Origin of the sequence: Mangrovibacter plantisponsor, assembly GCF_003182475.1 — a bacterium.
GTDB classification, from domain to species: Bacteria; Pseudomonadota; Gammaproteobacteria; order Enterobacterales; family Enterobacteriaceae; genus Mangrovibacter; species Mangrovibacter plantisponsor.
The window spans coordinates 96,712-113,351 of record NZ_QGTS01000008.1; the positions used below are offsets into that span (position 1 = coordinate 96,712).

The 16,640-nt window shown below is 50.7% G+C and carries 15 protein-coding genes; 5 read left to right on the forward strand and 10 right to left on the reverse strand.

What is annotated here, in order from left to right; all coding sequences use genetic code 11:
* Positions 1–109 precede the first annotated feature (109 nt).
* Positions 110–1,288 carry a formate-dependent phosphoribosylglycinamide formyltransferase gene (purT, locus tag DES37_RS14330; RefSeq protein ID WP_110026343.1) on the forward strand — a complete coding sequence of 393 codons (1,179 nt, stop codon included), beginning with the start codon at positions 110–112 and terminating at the stop codon, positions 1,286–1,288.
* Positions 1,289–1,369: 81 nt separating this feature from the next.
* Here the strand turns inward: purT and DES37_RS14335 are convergent, their stop codons facing one another.
* The 3 genes from DES37_RS14335 to zwf all read right to left on the reverse strand — a co-directional run bounded on the left by DES37_RS14335 (position 1,370) and on the right by zwf (position 5,589).
* A complete protein-coding gene (locus DES37_RS14335) occupies positions 1,370–2,008 on the reverse strand; it encodes a bifunctional 4-hydroxy-2-oxoglutarate aldolase/2-dehydro-3-deoxy-phosphogluconate aldolase (RefSeq protein WP_036111720.1) in 639 nt (212 codons plus the stop codon).
* Positions 2,009–2,064: 56 nt separating this feature from the next.
* Positions 2,065–3,876 (reverse strand): phosphogluconate dehydratase, encoded by a 1,812-nt coding sequence (gene edd, locus DES37_RS14340; protein WP_036111722.1) that lies wholly within the window; start codon positions 3,874–3,876, stop codon positions 2,065–2,067.
* Between the two features lie 237 nt (positions 3,877–4,113).
* Positions 4,114–5,589: a glucose-6-phosphate dehydrogenase gene (gene zwf / locus DES37_RS14345; protein ID WP_036111725.1), complete on the reverse strand. Its 1,476-nt coding sequence runs from the start codon at positions 5,587–5,589 to the stop codon at positions 4,114–4,116.
* A 368-nt stretch (positions 5,590–5,957) separates the two neighbouring features.
* Between zwf and DES37_RS14350 the strand changes: the two genes are divergently transcribed.
* Positions 5,958–6,827: a MurR/RpiR family transcriptional regulator gene (locus DES37_RS14350; RefSeq protein ID WP_036111727.1), complete on the forward strand. Its 870-nt coding sequence runs from the start codon at positions 5,958–5,960 to the stop codon at positions 6,825–6,827.
* Positions 6,828–6,951: 124 nt separating this feature from the next.
* Positions 6,952–8,394 (forward strand): pyruvate kinase, encoded by a 1,443-nt coding sequence (gene pyk, locus DES37_RS14355; RefSeq protein ID WP_036111729.1) that lies wholly within the window; start codon positions 6,952–6,954, stop codon positions 8,392–8,394.
* Between the two features lie 110 nt (positions 8,395–8,504).
* Here pyk and lpxM read toward each other — a convergent pair whose 3' ends face one another.
* The 3 genes from lpxM to znuA form a co-directional block, all read right to left on the reverse strand.
* On the reverse strand, positions 8,505–9,482 hold the full coding sequence (gene lpxM, locus DES37_RS14360; RefSeq protein WP_110026344.1) for a lauroyl-Kdo(2)-lipid IV(A) myristoyltransferase: 978 nt from the start codon (positions 9,480–9,482) through the stop codon (positions 8,505–8,507).
* Positions 9,483–9,592: 110 nt separating this feature from the next.
* Entirely contained in the window at positions 9,593–10,936 is a 1,344-nt protein-coding gene (gene mepM / locus DES37_RS14365; RefSeq protein ID WP_036111732.1) for a murein DD-endopeptidase MepM, read from the reverse strand.
* Between the two features lie 15 nt (positions 10,937–10,951).
* Entirely contained in the window at positions 10,952–11,908 is a 957-nt protein-coding gene (znuA, locus tag DES37_RS14370) for a zinc ABC transporter substrate-binding protein ZnuA (protein WP_036111734.1), read from the reverse strand.
* Positions 11,909–11,984: 76 nt separating this feature from the next.
* Here znuA and znuC point away from each other — a divergent pair, with 76 nt between their 5' ends.
* Positions 11,985–12,740, forward strand: coding sequence for a zinc ABC transporter ATP-binding protein ZnuC (gene znuC, locus DES37_RS14375; RefSeq protein ID WP_036111736.1), 756 nt, complete (start codon positions 11,985–11,987; stop codon positions 12,738–12,740).
* A complete protein-coding gene (gene znuB / locus DES37_RS14380) occupies positions 12,737–13,522 on the forward strand; it encodes a zinc ABC transporter permease subunit ZnuB (protein WP_036111739.1) in 786 nt (261 codons plus the stop codon). The genes znuC and znuB overlap by 4 nt, the downstream gene beginning before the upstream one ends.
* A gap of 103 nt (positions 13,523–13,625) precedes the next feature.
* Here znuB and ruvB read toward each other — a convergent pair whose 3' ends face one another.
* The 4 genes from ruvB to DES37_RS14400 all read right to left on the reverse strand — a co-directional run bounded on the left by ruvB (position 13,626) and on the right by DES37_RS14400 (position 16,633).
* Positions 13,626–14,636: a Holliday junction branch migration DNA helicase RuvB gene (gene ruvB / locus DES37_RS14385; protein ID WP_110026346.1), complete on the reverse strand. Its 1,011-nt coding sequence runs from the start codon at positions 14,634–14,636 to the stop codon at positions 13,626–13,628.
* A gap of 8 nt (positions 14,637–14,644) precedes the next feature.
* Entirely contained in the window at positions 14,645–15,256 is a 612-nt protein-coding gene (gene ruvA, locus DES37_RS14390) for a Holliday junction branch migration protein RuvA (RefSeq protein WP_064594186.1), read from the reverse strand.
* Positions 15,257–15,334: 78 nt separating this feature from the next.
* Positions 15,335–15,856, reverse strand: a complete 522-nt coding sequence (ruvC, locus tag DES37_RS14395) for a crossover junction endodeoxyribonuclease RuvC (RefSeq protein ID WP_110026348.1) — start codon at positions 15,854–15,856, stop codon at positions 15,335–15,337.
* A 36-nt stretch (positions 15,857–15,892) separates the two neighbouring features.
* Positions 15,893–16,633, reverse strand: a complete 741-nt coding sequence (locus tag DES37_RS14400; RefSeq protein ID WP_036111749.1) for a YebC/PmpR family DNA-binding transcriptional regulator — start codon at positions 16,631–16,633, stop codon at positions 15,893–15,895.
* Positions 16,634–16,640: the final 7 nt, after the last annotated feature.

Below are 16,640 nucleotides of genomic sequence, written 5' to 3' on the forward strand. Positions count from 1 at the left end.
GTATTTATATCCAGCATACGTGAAAACAGGGTTACAATGCAAACCCGCTGTCAACGCAAACGTTTTCGTATATACTGCCGCTGTTTTTTTTCACATCAGGTACTGCGATATGGCTATTTTAGGAACTGCGCTGCGTCCGGCAGCAACACGCGTAATGCTTCTTGGCGCTGGGGAACTGGGTGAAGAAGTGGCGATTGAATGTCAGAGGCTGGGTCTGGAGGTTATCGCCGTTGACAGATATGCCGATGCCCCTGCTATGCACGTTGCTCACCGTAGCCATGTAATCAATATGCTCGACCCACAGGCACTGAAAAATCTGGTTGCAGAAGAAAAGCCTGATTACATCGTACCGGAAATTGAGGCGATCGCTACAGACATGCTGGTTGAGCTGGAAAGCCAGGGGCAAAAAGTTGTTCCCTGTGCCAAAGCAACACGCCTGACAATGAACCGTGAAGGGATCCGTCGGCTGGCTGCAGAAGAGTTAGCCCTTCCCACGTCCACATACCGTTTTGCAGATGCGAAAGCAGACTTTGTTTCTGCAGCAGAAGAAATTGGTTTCCCGTGCATCATTAAACCGGTCATGAGTTCTTCAGGAAAGGGGCAAAGTTTTGTGCGTGATGCCAGCTACCTGGATAAAGCCTGGAGCTACGCACAGGAAGGCGGCCGCGCCGGTGCGGGCAAAGTGATTATTGAAGGAGTCGTTGCGTTTGATTTCGAAATTACACTTCTGACGGTAAGTGCGGCTGATGGTGTGCATTTCTGTGCCCCGGTAGGCCACCGCCAGGAAGATGGAGATTACCGCGAGTCATGGCAACCACAGGCAATGAGTGAGCTCGCGCTGAGCCGGGCACAGGCCATTGCAGAAAAAGTTGTTCTGGCGCTTGGTGGTTATGGCTTATTTGGTGTGGAACTGTTTGTTTGTGGTGATGATGTTGTGTTCAGTGAGGTATCTCCTCGCCCGCATGACACCGGTATGGTCACCATGATCTCTCAGGATTTGTCAGAATTTGCACTGCATGTCCGCGCTTTTCTGGGGTTACCAGTCGGCGGTATTCGCCAGTACGGACCTTGTGCTTCAGCAGTCATTCTGCCGAACCTGGTCAGCACAGATGTACGTTTTGGTGGTATGGAAAATGCGCTCAGCGCAGGCATACAAATCCGCCTGTTTGGCAAACCTGAAATTAACGGTACCCGCCGTATGGGCGTTGCGCTGGCAACGGGTGAAACAACAGAAGATGCAGTCGCCCGGGCAAAATCAGCAGCTGGGGAAATACAAGTTAACGGTTAATCCATCAGGCTCCAGTAGCATATGCAAAAACGGCACCCGCGGGTGCCGTTTGCATATGACTCAGGCAGTTAACTGGCCTGATTATTTCGCGCCTTCAACAGCTTCACGAGCCAGGCGGGTAATGCGGTCATAATCGCCAGCTTCCAGCGCATCGGCCGGAACCAGCCAGGAACCACCAATGCACAGCACGCTTTTCAGTGCCAGGTAGTCACGGTAGTTTGCCGGAGAGATACCACCTGTTGGGCAGAAACGCACCTGAGAGAACGGGCCAGCAATGGCGGATAAAGCTTTGGTGCCGCCGTTAGCTTCTGCCGGGAAGAATTTGAATTCACGCAAACCGTAATCCATACCCAGCATCAGTTCAGAAACAGTGCTGATCCCCGGGATCAGTGGAATGGTGCCTTCAGTTGCTGCTTTCAGCAGGGAGTCGGTCAGGCCCGGGCTGATAGCAAACTGAGCGCCAGCTTCAGTAACTTCTGCCAGTTGTTGTGGATTCAGCACGGTACCAGCCCCAACGATAGCATCCGGCACTTCTTTTGCAATCAGACGGATAGCATCAATAGCACAGGCAGTACGCAGTGTAACTTCCAGTACACGTACCCCACCAGCTACCAGTGCTTTTGCCATCGGTACTGCGTGCTCAAGTTTATTGACAACAATAACCGGCACGACAGGACCTGTTTTCAGGATCTGTTCCGCACTTGTTTTCCAGTTTTTCATCAGAAAATGTCTCCCGACAACGTTTAGTCAGCGTTACGGCGCAAATGCGCCGAGTGTTAGAATGAAATACAGGTTGCGCCCTGTTCCGCCCCGGATAAGTTTTCGCGCAATGCGCCAAATAACTCACGACCAGTCCCCACGCGCTGAGCGCTGAGGTCCGGGTGGAACGGTTCACGTTCTTGTAGTTCCGCGTCGTCAACCAGCAAGGTTAGCTCGCCAGTCTGCCCGTTTACACGGATCATGTCGCCATTACGGACTTTAGCCAAAAGCCCACCATCATAAGCTTCCGGTGTCACGTGAATTGCAGAAGGTACTTTACCTGAGGCACCAGACAAACGTCCATCCGTTACCAATGCAATTTTGAAACGACGGTCCAATAATACACCAAGTGGCGGCATGAGTTTATGTAATTCTGGCATCCCATTCGCTTTCGGACCTTGATGACGGACAACGACAACGCAATCTTTATCCAGTAAACCCGCTTCAAATGCCGGAACAACATCATGCTGACTTTCAAAAACAATGGCTGGAGCTTCAATGATCTGATTTTCCACAGGCACTGCAGAAGTTTTCATCACCGCGCGCCCGAGGTTACCGCTCAATACTTTGGTGCCACCATGTTGGGAGAATGGCTTGTCAATAGAGGCAATAATATCGCTATCCAGTGATTCAGTTGCCCCTTCACGCCAGTCGAGTTTGCCTTCATTCAGCCAGGGTTCCATGGTGTAATGTTGCAAACCGAAGCCCGCAACAGTGTTCACATCCTCATGCAACAAACCGCCTTTAATCAGTTCACGCATCAGAACAGGTACGCCACCTGCAGCCTGGAAGTGGTTGATGTCTGCCGGGCCATTGGGGTAAAGACGCGCCAGCAGCGGCACAACTGAAGAAATTTCAGAGAAGTCATCCCAGTTAATGATTATGCCAGCGGCACGCGCCATTGCGACCAGATGCATCGTGTGGTTTGTGGAACCACCGGTGGCCAGCAGGGCGACAATACCATTGACCACCACTTTCTCATCAACCATTTTGCCAAGTGGCATCCATTCGCTACCGTTACCCGTAAGCCGTGTTACCTGGCGTGCAGCGGCACATGTCAGTTCTTTACGCAAAGGTGCATCCGGATGAACAAATGACGACCCGGGTAACTGCATCCCCATAAACTCAATCACCATCTGGTTGGTGTTGGCTGTACCATAAAATGTGCAGGTACCCGGCGCATGGTAAGACGCCGCTTCAGATTCCAGTAACGCCGCACGGTCAACTTTCCCTTCTGCATACAACTGGCGAATACGCACTTTTTCTTTATTAGCCAGCCCGCTCGCCATTGGGCCCGATGGCACAAACACCGATGGCAAATGCCCGAATGACAACGCAGCCATCGCCAGCCCGGGAACAATTTTGTCGCACACCCCGAGGAACAACGCGCCATCAAACATATTATGAGACAGGCCAACCGCTGCTGACATAGCAATCACTTCACGGCTAAGCAGCGAGAGCTCCATTCCATCCTGGCCTTGTGTCACACCGTCGCACATAGCCGGAACGCCACCAGCGACCTGGCCTACTGCGCCCACAGAATGCAGCGCCTCGCGAATAATTTGTGGGTACGTTTCGTAAGGTTGATGCGCAGACAGCATGTCGTTATAGGCAGTGATGATGCCAATGTTGTTACGCAACATATTTTTTAACGAGGCTTTATCTTCTGCCTGGCAGGCAGCAAACCCATGAGCCAGATTGCCACACGCCAGTTCTGCGCGGTGCACTGTTTTACTTTTCGCTTGTTCGACTCGGGCCAGATACGCTTCACGGGTTTCACGAGAGCGTTCAATAATTCGATTTGTTACGCGTAACAATACAGAGTTCATAAAAGGTCCTCATAGTTCTGTCTGCCATCGGCAGTTTTGTCGGACATATCAGTGAGACTTAAAACGGCTCTTATTCCTGATATACCGCACTCCAGGGGCAAAATCGCTTCAGCTAGTGTAAATAAAAAAGCCCCGCTGGTGAATCCAGTCAGGGCTTTAATTTAAAAAAAATTACCTGCTTTCTGTGTTAGATCATGTTACCGGTAAAGTTACAGCTAACTGATCCCCTGCCAGAACTTACTCGAACTCGTTCCAGGAACGGCCATCACGGGTGATCATGGCGACGGAGGCTACAGGCCCCCACGTCCCGGCCTGATAAGGTTTTGGTGCTTCATTATCAGCGGCCCAGGCTTCGGTGATGGAGTCAACCCATTTCCAGGCCTCTTCCACTTCATCACGGCGCACAAACAAGGCCTGAATGCCGCGCATTGTTTCCAGTAACAGGCGCTCATAAGCGTCTGCCAGGTGGGTTTGGTTAAAGGTTTCAGAGTAGCTCAGATCCAGTTTGGTCGTTTGCAGGTTGTGCTTATGATCAAGACCAGGCACTTTGTTCAGAATCTGAATATCAACGCCTTCATCCGGTTGCAGGCGAATAGTCAGCTTGTTCTGGGGCAATTCCTGCCAGGATTCCTTGAACAAGTTCAGTTCCGGATTCTTGAAGTAAACCACTACCTCAGAGCATTTAGCCGGCAAGCGTTTACCGGTACGCAGGTAGAATGGAACCCCTGCCCAGCGCCAGTTATCGATATCAACCCGGATAGCGACAAACGTTTCAGTACCACTGCTTTTGTTTGCCCCTTCCTCTTCCAGGTAACCTGGCACTTTTTTGCCTTGTGCAAAACCGGCGGTATATTGACCACGCACTGTTTTTTCACGCACATTTGAACGATCAATGCGGCGAAGCGATTTCAGTACCTGAACTTTGGCATCACGGATGCTGTCTGCCGTCAGGTCAGACGGTGGTGACATGGCAATCATGCACAAAATTTGCAACAGGTGGTTTTGAATCATATCGCGCATCTGACCGGCTTTATCAAAATAGCCCCAGCGCCCTTCAATACCCACTTCTTCTGCTACGGTAATTTCAACGTGGTCAATGGTCCGGTTGTCCCAGTTATTAACAAACAATGAGTTGGCAAAACGCAGTGCCAGCAGGTTCAGTACCGTTTCTTTCCCTAAATAGTGGTCAATACGGTACACCTGGCACTCTTCAAAATATTTCCCAACCTGGTTGTTAATCTCCTGAGAAGTTTCCAAAGACGTACCCAGCGGTTTTTCCATTACAACACGCGCAGGTTTGGCATTCAGTTTCGCCTCGCCCAACCCTTTGCAAATAGCGCCAAAAGTGCTGGGTGGCATAGCGAAGTAGTTAATGGTGGTACGGTTTTTCTGATCCAGCACTTTGCCCAACCGGGTAAATGCTTTGGTATCATTGACATCCAGGTTACAGAATTCCAGCCGCGCGCTGAGTTTATCCCACAACGCTTCGTTGATTTTCTCCTTCATGAAGGTTTCAAGCGCTTCACGAATAACTTTGGTGTATTCAGCTTTGTCCCAGTCAGCACGCCCGACACCAATGATGCGCGTGTCGTCATGGAGCTGGCCTGCTTTCTCCAATTGATACAGGGAAGGCAACAGTTTCCGGCGCGCCAGGTCCCCTTTCGCACCGAAAATAACCAGGTCACACGCCTGAGCTGTTTGCGTTACCGCCATCTTTGTCTCCTCGTTATGTCTGGCCTGATACTCAGCCAGGCCCTTATCTGTAATTTTCTTTCATACTAATGTACTGTGTTTACATCTTTAACAACACTGTACAGATGCCAAAAGGCATTTTATTGACTAAGTTTTAAAGAATTGTCAGTTTTGCGCCTCGTCTGGCTTGTTTCTGAGGGCAAACAAGGCATGGTGAGGCAGATTTTGGTGTTATGAAAACAAGACTCTGATCATGTTATGAAAAAAAACAACAACATCCTGCCACAGGTTGTATCCAATATCTGCCGCAAAAGCGTATATTCATCACAAAATTGACACGGTATCACCAGATGGCGAAATCGTCCTTATCAATGAGTGTGCTGTAATCTATGAACATGCTGGACAAAATTCAGTCTCAACTGGAACATCTTAGCAAGTCGGAGCGAAAAGTTGCCGAAGTGATCCTGGCTTCGCCTTCCGGCGCCATGCACTCGAGTATTGCCACTCTTGCAAGCGAGGCGGGCGTGAGTGAACCGACCGTGAACCGCTTCTGCCGCCGCCTGGAAACGCGCGGGTTTCCCGACTTCAAATTACACCTGGCTCAAAGCCTTGCCAGTGGAACGCCTTATGTCAACCGTAATGTCGACGAAGACGATACGGTTGAAGGGTATACCGCAAAAATTTTTGAATCTGCCATGGCAAGCCTTGACCATGTGCGCCAGCAACTTGATATGCAGGCCGTTAACCGTGCCGTAGACCTTCTTACTCAGGCAAAACGTATTGCGTTTTTCGGGTTGGGCTCATCGGCCGCTGTTGCGCACGATGCCATGAACAAGTTTTTCCGTTTTAATGTCCCGGTCATCTATTCCGACGATATTGTTGTTCAGCGTATGAGTTGCATGAATTGTAGCGAAAATGACGTTGTTGTGCTGATTTCTCATACTGGCCGCACCAAAAACCTGGTCGAACTTGCGCAACTGGCTCGTGAAAACGATGCCATCGTGTTGTCAATTACAACCAGCGGCTCTCCCCTTTCCTGGGAATCAACACTTGCAATTCTGTTGGATGTTCCTGAGGATACCGATATTTATATGCCCATGGTTTCACGGCTTGCGCAACTTACTGTGATTGATGTTCTGGCAACCGGTTTCATTTTACGCCGTGGTGCAAAATTCAGGGATAACTTGAAGAGAGTCAAAGAAGCCCTGAAAGAATCGCGGTTTGATAAAGGTTTGATGGTACCCGGTGATCAGCATTGAAATTTATAACTAAAGCTGTATCAGTCGGTTCGTTCGGTTAATGTTGTCTTTGCGTTACCAGGCGTGCAGAAATACCGGGTTTTATTCACGCAACACCAAGTTGTTTCAGTCAACGGAGTAATAAATGTCCAGACGGCTACGTAGAACCAAAATTGTCACCACGTTAGGCCCGGCAACTGACCGCGATAATAACCTTGAAAAAATTATCGCAGCAGGCGCTAACGTTGTGCGCATGAACTTCTCCCATGGCTCCCCCGAAGATCACCAAATGCGTGCAGATAAAGTACGCGAAATTGCGGCAAAACTCGGGCGCCATGTGGCTATTCTCGGCGACCTCCAGGGGCCCAAAATTCGTGTGTCCACCTTCAAAGAAGGCAAAGTCTTTCTGAACATCGGCGAGAAATTCCTGCTGGATGCAAACCTTGGTAAAGGCGAAGGCGACAAAGAACAGGTAGGCATTGATTATAAAGGCCTGCCTGCTGATGTTGTTCCCGGTGATATCCTGTTACTTGACGATGGACGTGTGCAGCTAAAAGTGCTGGAAGTTCAGGGGATGAAAGTGTTTACCGAAGTAACTGTCGGTGGCCCGTTGTCCAACAATAAAGGGATTAACAAACTCGGTGGGGGTTTATCTGCTGAAGCGCTGACTGAGAAAGACAAAGCCGACATCATTACTGCCGCGAAAATTGGCGTTGATTATCTCGCTGTGTCCTTCCCTCGTTGTGGTGAAGACCTGAACTATGCCCGCCGTCTGGCGCGTGACGCAGGCTGTGAAGCAAAAATTTGTGCCAAAGTTGAACGCGCAGAAGCTGTCGCAACTGAAGAAGCAATGGACGACATTATTATGGCGTCTGATGTAGTGATGGTTGCACGTGGTGACCTGGGTGTTGAAATTGGCGACCCGGAACTGGTCGGTATTCAGAAAACACTGATTCGTCGTGCCCGTAAGCTCAACCGTGCAGTGATTACTGCCACGCAGATGATGGAATCGATGATTACTAACCCGATGCCAACACGTGCGGAAGTTATGGACGTGGCTAACGCAGTGCTTGATGGTACTGATGCCGTTATGTTGTCAGCAGAAACTGCTGCCGGGCAGTATCCGGCAGAAACTGTGGCAGCAATGGCACGTGTGTGTGTCGGCGCGGAAAAAATCCCCAGCATTAACGTTTCCAAACATCGCCTTGATGTTCAGTTCGAAAATGTTGAAGAAGCCATCGCCATGTCTGCTATGTATGCAGCAAACCACCTTAAAGGTGTAACCGCGATTATTACCATGACAGAATCAGGCCGTACCGCACTGATGACCTCACGTATCAGTTCCGGTTTACCGATTTTCGCGATGTCACGTCATGAACGCACACTGAACCTCACAGCGCTTTATCGTGGGGTGACGCCAGTGCACTTCGACAGCGAGCTCGATGGCGTTTCTGCTGCCAACGATGCCGTTAACCTGCTGCGCGATAAAGGCTACCTGATGTCAGGTGACCTGGTTATCGTTACCCAGGGTGATGTCATGAGTACTGTTGGCACTACAAATACCACGCGCATCCTTACTGTTGAGTAATATTTTCACTCTCAACTGATGCATAAAGGGGCCTGATGGCCCCTTTACTATTTCTGCCAGGCTAAAATGCAGCCAGGCTGTTCTGTGCGCAACAATAGAAACCTCAGTTATCACTTGCCCCGCGGGAACAATTCTTTACGCCTGTAGGGCTCTGTTTCGCCGGGTTTACGTGTTTTCAGTAACTTCAGTATCCAGGTGTACTGTTCCGGATTTGGACCAACCAGCTGTTCCACCTCGTCGTTCATGCGCCGTGCAATCGTGGCATCGTCGGCCTCACGCAAATCGTCCATCGGTGGGCGCAGGTAAATATCCAGCTTATGGGTTTGTGCGTTGTATACCGGGAACATAGGAACTACGCGCGCACGGCAAACCTTCATCAACCGTCCAATGGCAGGCAAGGTTGCTTTGTAGGTAGCAAAGAAATCAACAAATTCACTTTGTTCCGGGCCGTGATCTTCATCGGGCAAGTAATAGCCCCAGTAGCCCTGCCGAACAGAACTGATAAAGGGCTTTATGCCATCATTACGGGCATGCAACCGGCCACCAAAACGCCGCCTTACGGTGTTCCATGCATAATCAAATACCGGGTTACCCTGGTTATGGAACATTGCAGCCATATTGTTACCCTGAGCCGCAAGTACCATAGCGGGTATATCGACAGCCCAGCCATGAGGCACCAGAAAAATCACATTCTCCTGCCTGGCACGCAGTTCTTCGATGATTTCCGCATGGTGCCACTGAACACGTTTTTTCACATGCTCAGGGCCACGTAGTGCTAATTCAGCCATCAACACCATAGATTGTGGTGCGGTGGCAAACATCCGGTCAATGACAGCTTCACGCTCTGCTTCCGGCATATCCGGAAAACAATAGAACAAATTGATACGCGCCCGGCGGCGTGCCCCACCCGCTAACCTGCCTGCTTTGATCCCGATAAAGCCCAGTAAAGGATCACGTAATTTAGGCGGCACCAGCGCCAGAGCGGCAAATGCGCCCACACCTAACCATGCTCCCCAGTAACGTGGGTGCAGGAATGCGCACTCAAACTCAGGGATGTATTCACTATTCGCTTTTTTGCTCTTTTCCATGCCGTTATCAGCCAGTCCTCAGTATTACTTTTATTTTAGCGGGCTAAATCTACCAGATAAAAGAAAAGCCGGCACTTGATTAAGTACCGGCTTGCAGGCGGGTAAACGATTTAATTAAGCACTAATTGCGGTCTGATTTCACGAACCTGTGCCAGGTAAGCTCTGCGATCTGCCCCGGCCAGCCCTTCAGTCCGTGGCAGTTTAGCCGTCAGCGGGTTAACTGCCTGCTGGTTAATCCACACTTCAAAATGCAGATGAGGCCCGGTTGAACGCCCTGTATTACCGGAAAGTGCAATACGTTCACCACGTTTCACTTTATCACCCGGTTTCACCAGCAGTTTCTTCAGGTGCATGTAACGTGTGGTATATGTGCGCCCATGGCGAATAGCGACATAATTACCCGCAGCGCCATCATGTTTGGCTACAATCACCTCGCCATCGCCTACAGACAACACAGGCGTCCCCTGGGGCATGGCAAAATCAACACCACGGTGAGGGGCAATGCGCCCGGTAACCGGGTTCAGACGGCGAGGATTAAAGTTCGATGACACGCGGAACTGGCGGCTGGTTGGGAACCTCAGGAACCCTTTGGCCAGGCCATTACCGTTCTGGTCGTAGAATTTGCCATCATCAGCCCGGATAGCGAAGTAGTCTTTACCACCGGTTTTCAAACGCACACCAAGTAAATGGCTCTGGGCACGTTTGCCATCAAGTTGTTCGCGAGAAATTAACGCAGAAAACTCATCTCCTGCTTTCAGTTTGCGGAAATCCATTTGCCACTGGAGTGCTTTCACCACGTCGTTTACTTCATTGCTGCTAAGCCCTGCGGCTCTGGCACTGGCAACAAAACTCCCGGAAACCTTGCCCTTAACAACCCGGTTAACCCATTCGCCCTGCTGTACTTCAACATCGCGTTTGAAACCGTTATCAGTGCGATCATAGACGCGGGTTTCACGCCGGGAAATGTCCCATGACAGTTGTTGCAAATTACCGTCAGGCGTAAGCGTCCAGGAGAGTTGCTGGCCGATTTTGAGGTTTTCCAGGTCTTTATCGGTGCTGGTTAACTGGCTGATTTCTCCCATATCAATACCGTATTGATTGAGAATACTGCTCAGTGTATCACCAGTAGATACCACGTAATCCTGGACACCATTGGTTGATGCCGTGTCATCGCTGCCATCCTGTGTCGCTGTATCATCAGGTGGTAACGCAACATCTACATCATCTGCTGATGTCTGATCAATGGGCTCACTGGCCTCTGGCATCAGCGTATGAGCGGGCTTGCTATCATGAAGATCCAATGCCTTCACAACGGGTGTGGCATCGGGATGGTAAACATAGGGCCGCCATACGGCGACCGATAAAGTGAGTACTGTCAGGGACCCCAGCAAAACGCGATGGGGTCTGGGCAGGCTGTTAAAAGCCATAGCGACAGAGCGGGCTATCTGTTGCACGTACAAAAATCCTCGTTAATCTCCTTTCAGACAGCTCGTGTACTGATGAGACAAGTGGGTTAAAAACTGCATGTAGCTGTCTTTACCCAACGCGATACCACTTCCTAACGGGTCCAGGGTCCCAATGCGCACCCCTGTACCACGGGCAACGGCCTCGACAACGGCTGGTCTGAATTGTGGTTCAGCAAAGACACATACCGCCTTTTGCTCAACCAACTCTGTTCTGATGTTATGTAAACGCTGTGCACCCGGTTGAATTTCAGGGTTTACGGTAAAGTGCCCGAGAGATGTCAGACCGTACTGTTTTTCAAAATAGCCATACGCATCATGAAAAACGAAATACCCCTTCGTTTTCACCGGTGACAGCTCGTCTGCAATCTGCTTGTCCGTGCGGGCTAATTCTGCCTCAAATTGCTGCAGGTTTGCGTCTAGTTTGGCTTTATTTTTCGGCATAAGTTCCACTAATTTATCGTGAATTGCAACCGCTGCCAGTCTTGATATTTCAGGTGAAAGCCAGATATGCATGTTGTACTCACCATGATGGTGATCATCATCACCATTTTTGTCATGATGAGCCTCTTCACTATGTCCCTGCTCATGGTCATGATCGTCGTCGTCATCACCTTTCATGAGTAACGGTTTCACCGCTGCCAGGGTGGACAGAGCGATGTTTTTATCACCCGCCTGTTGAGCCACCGGCTTTTGCATGAAAGCCTCCATTTCTGGGCCAACCCACACTACTAACTCACTGTTTTTTAATTTTATTATATCGCCGGGTTTCAATGCGTAGTCGTGTGCAGATGCGCCATCCGGGAGTAATACTTCTGTCTTAGTCACCCCATCAGCAATGGCGGATGCGATAAAACCCAGTGGTTTAATTGAGGTGACAACATCGGCCTGAGCCACTACAGTAGTGCCAGCCCAAAGCGCTACTGTAAAGCTTGCGCAAAGAAATGTCTTTTTATGTAACATAATGCGTTATTCCATCATCATTTCAGCGAAGTTTGTGATATTATAACATTCGTTAACTTCTGCAACGTTTAAATCCATGAACAATCTTGTCTCACTGGAAAACGTGTCGGTGTCATTCGGGCAACGGCGTGTTTTATCAGATATTTCATTCTCCCTTAAGCCCGGGCGCATCCTTACGCTGTTGGGGCCCAATGGCGCCGGTAAATCCACTCTGGTGCGTGTAGTACTGGGCCTGGTAGCGCCAGATGAAGGAAAAATCAACCGTGACCGCGGGTTGCGCATTGGCTATGTCCCACAAAAACTCCACCTGGACGCCACTCTGCCCCTTACCGTGAGCCGGTTTTTGCGCTTACGCCCGGGGGTAAAAAAAGCAGATTTACTCCCTGCCCTCAAACGGGTTAATGCTGCACATCTGCTTGAAGCGCCTATGCAAAAACTGTCTGGTGGGGAAAACCAGCGGGTTCTGCTGGCAAGGGCTTTGATGAATTCACCGCAGTTATTAGTGCTGGATGAACCCACCCAGGGTGTGGATGTGAACGGACAGTTGGCACTCTATAACCTGATTGACCAGTTGCGTAAAGAGCTGGATTGCGCAGTGCTGATGGTTTCTCATGACCTGCATTTGGTGATGGCGAAAACCGATGACGTGCTGTGCCTTAATCATCATATTTGTTGCTCCGGCACGCCAGAAAGCGTGTCTATGCACCCAGAGTTTATCGCGATGTTTGGCGCCACAGGAGCGGAACAACTCGCTGTCTACCGCCACCACCATAATCACCGCCATGATTTACGTGGCCGCATTGTATTACGCAAAGGGAATGGCGCTTCATGATAGAAATTCTTTTACCCGGCTGGATTGCGGGTGTGTTACTGGCCTGTGCTGCCGGGCCACTGGGGTCGTTTGTCGTCTGGCGGCGGATGTCTTATTTTGGTGACACACTGGCTCACGCATCTTTGCTTGGCGTGGCGTTCGGTTTATTGCTCAATGTCAGCCCATTCTATGCAGTTATCGCCGTAACACTGGTGCTTGCGGCAGGGTTAGTCTGGCTTGAGAAACGCCAGCATCTTGCTGTTGATACTTTACTCGGCATCCTTGCACACAGTGCCCTGTCGTTAGGCCTGGTTGTGGTCAGCCTGATGGCAAATGTCCGGGTCGATTTAATGGCCTACCTGTTTGGTGATTTATTGGCAGTCACCCCAACAGATTTAGTGACGATTGCACTTGGCGTGTGTGTCGTTATTGGACTACTTTGCTGGCAATGGCGCAGCTTGCTGGCTATGACTATCAGCCCTGAACTGGCATTTGTCGATGGTGTACGTATCCAGCGGGTAAAGCTGATGCTGATGCTGGTTACCGCGCTAACGATAGGTGTTTCCATGAAGTTCGTCGGCGCACTAATTATTACATCACTGCTGATTATTCCGGCTGCAACTGGCCGCCGCTTTGCACGCACTCCGGAGCAAATGGCAGGTTATGCCGTACTGGTGGGCATTCTGGCGGTTACTGGCGGCCTGGCTTTTTCTGCTTTCTATGACACCCCGGCCGGGCCTTCAGTAGTGTTAAGCGCTGCCTGCCTGTTCATGCTCAGCATGATGAAAAAGACTGCGGTGTAATTGCGGTTCCAGTGAATAATAAAGCCCCTGCACGGTTTTACCCGGCAGGGGCTTTATTGTACTGGCCAGTTGGTGCTGGTTTGTGAATACGCACCACTGATAATCAGCCGTTTTCCGGTGGAGTAATCCCGAAGTGCTGCCAGGCACGGTTTGTCGCCATACGCCCGCGTGGTGTACGTTGAATAAACCCTTGCTGAATCAGATAGGGTTCAAGAACGTCTTCGATGGTTTCGCGCTCTTCACCAATCGCTGCGGCCAGGTTATCCAGCCCGACCGGGCCACCCATAAATTTGTCGATAATTGCCAGCAGCAATTTACGGTCCATATAGTCAAAACCATGGACATCAACATTCAGCATATCCAGCGCCTGGCTCGCGACATCAGCGCTGATCACTCCGTTATGGCGCACTTCTGCGTAATCTCTTACCCGGCGTAGTAACCGGTTAGCGATACGGGGTGTTCCTCGCGCCCTGCGTGCCAGCTCCAGTGCAGCATCTGCCGCCATATCCAGCCCCATAAACCCGGCGCTACGGGCGACGATATGTTGCAGGTCATTTACCTGATAAAATTCCAGGCGCTGCACTATCCCGAAACGGTCACGTAAAGGCGAAGTCAGCGACCCGGCCCGCGTGGTTGCCCCCACCAGTGTAAAGGGTGGCAAATCAATCTTGATTGAACGAGCAGCCGGCCCTTCACCTATCATGATATCGAGCTGGTAGTCTTCCATTGCCGGGTACAGTACTTCTTCCACCACCGGAGAAAGGCGGTGGATTTCATCGATAAACAACACATCGTTGGGTTCGAGATTAGTCAGCATCGCCGCCAGGTCGCCAGCTTTTTCAAGCACAGGCCCGGAAGTAGTACGTAAATTCACGCCCATTTCGTTCGCCACGATATTTGCCAGCGTGGTTTTCCCAAGCCCCGGCGGGCCAAAAATCAGCAGATGGTCGAGCGCATCGCCACGCAAACGCGCCGCTTCAATAAAAATCTCCATCTGCTTGCGCACTTCAGGCTGACCAACATATTCCTGCAGCATTTTAGGGCGGATCGCCCTGTCGATGTTGTCTTCCGGGCCCTGGTTGTCTGGCGAAACCAGACGGTCGGCTTCAATCATTGTTTACCTCACAGCACTGCGCGCAACGCTTCACGAATCAGTGTTTCACTGTTCGCGCCAGATGTTGCCACTTTCGAAACCATACGGCTTGCTTCCTGAGGTTTATAACCCAAAGCCACCAGTGCGGCTACGGCTTCAGCTTCAGCGTCATCGGCTGCGGCACTCGCAGGCGCACTCAAGACCAAATCAGCCGCAGGGGTAAACAGGTCACCGTGCATGCCTTTAAAGCGGTCTTTCATTTCAACCACCAGGCGTTCTGCTGTTTTTTTACCGATACCGGGAAGCTTCACTAACGAAGCGGGTTCTTCCCGTTCAACAGCATTCACAAACTGCTGTGCCGACATCCCTGATAAAATAGCCAGCGCCAGTTTCGGCCCAACACCATTTACTTTGATTAGCTCACGAAACAGTGTGCGTTCCTGCTTATTATTAAACCCAAACAGTAGTTGCGCATCTTCTCGTACCACAAAGTGCGTAAACACCACCGCTTCTTTACCTACTTCAGGCAGCTCATAGAAGCAGGTCATTGGCATGTGGATTTCGTAACCCACGCCACCTGTCTCCAGCAATACCTGAGGCGGTTGCTTTTCCAGCACAATCCCTCTGAGTCGGCCTATCACACTTTGCTCCTGATCTTTATTGGACGGAATTAACGGTACCTATAATATAAAAAAGGCTGGATAAATATCCAGCCTGATTTACCGCAACCTGCCTCGCGCCAAATTTAGCCTCGCTGAACCAGCCTGAATCGCATTCTGGCTGATATGGCAATGCGTAATGGCAATCGCCAGGGCATCCGCGGCATCCGCCTGCGGGTTAGAAGGCAGGTTGAGTAACCTGCGCACCATGTGCTGAACCTGCGCTTTCTCGGCACTACCAATCCCTGTTACCGTTTGTTTAACCTGCCTTGCAGCATATTCAAACACCGGTAAGTCATGGTTAACAGCAGCAACAATTGCCACCCCGCGTGCCTGCCCCAGTTTTAAAGCTGAGTCGGCGTTTTTTGCCATAAAGACTTGCTCAATGGCGAAATAATCCGGGGCAAACTGGGTGATAATTTCGCTGACGCCAGCGTAAATCAGTTTCAGCCGTGACGGGAGGTCTGTCACCTGAGTGCGGATGCATCCGCTACCCAGGTAACTCAGTTGCCGCCCCGTCTGGCGTATTACGCCATAGCCAGTAATGCGGGAGCCAGGATCAATACCCAGAATAATGGACATCACCCGCCTCCGGCATATGGCGTGCTGGTGCAATAATCAAAGGGTCGCCGCGACTTCGTCGGAGATCTCACCGTTGTGGTAGACTTCCTGCACGTCATCGCAGTCTTCCAGCATATCGATAAGGCGCAGCAATTTCGGTGCTGTGTCTTCATCCATATCCGCTTTGGTCGACGGGATCATTGCAACTTCAGCAGCATCGGCTTTCAGGCCTGCCGCTTCCAGTGCATCACGCACAGCGCCCATTTCTTCCCAGGCAGTGTAAACATCGACAGCACCATCATCGTATGCGACAACATCTTCCGCACCTGCTTCCAACGCTGCTTCCATAATGGTGTCTTCGTCACCTGCTTCAAAAGAGATAACCCCTTTTTTGCTGAACAGGTAAGCAACCGAACCATCAGTACCCAGGTTACCACCGGTTTTAGTGAAAGCATGACGCACTTCGGCAACCGTACGGTTACGGTTGTCACTCAGGCATTCAACCATAACGGCTGTACCGCCAGGGCCGTAACCTTCATAAATGATGGTTTCCATGTTTGCGTCGTCATCGCCACCCACGCCACGCTGAATCGCGCGGTTTAAGGTGTCGCGCGTCATGTTGTTTGCCAGCGCTTTATCAACAGCAGCACGCAAACGCGGGTTAGACCCCGGATCGCCGCCACCCAAACGGGCAGCCGTAACCAGCTCGCGAATAATTTTGGTAAAAATTTTACCGCGTTTGGCATCCTGTGCCGCTTTGCGGTGCTTCGTGTTGGCCCATTTACTATGACCTGCCATAACTTTC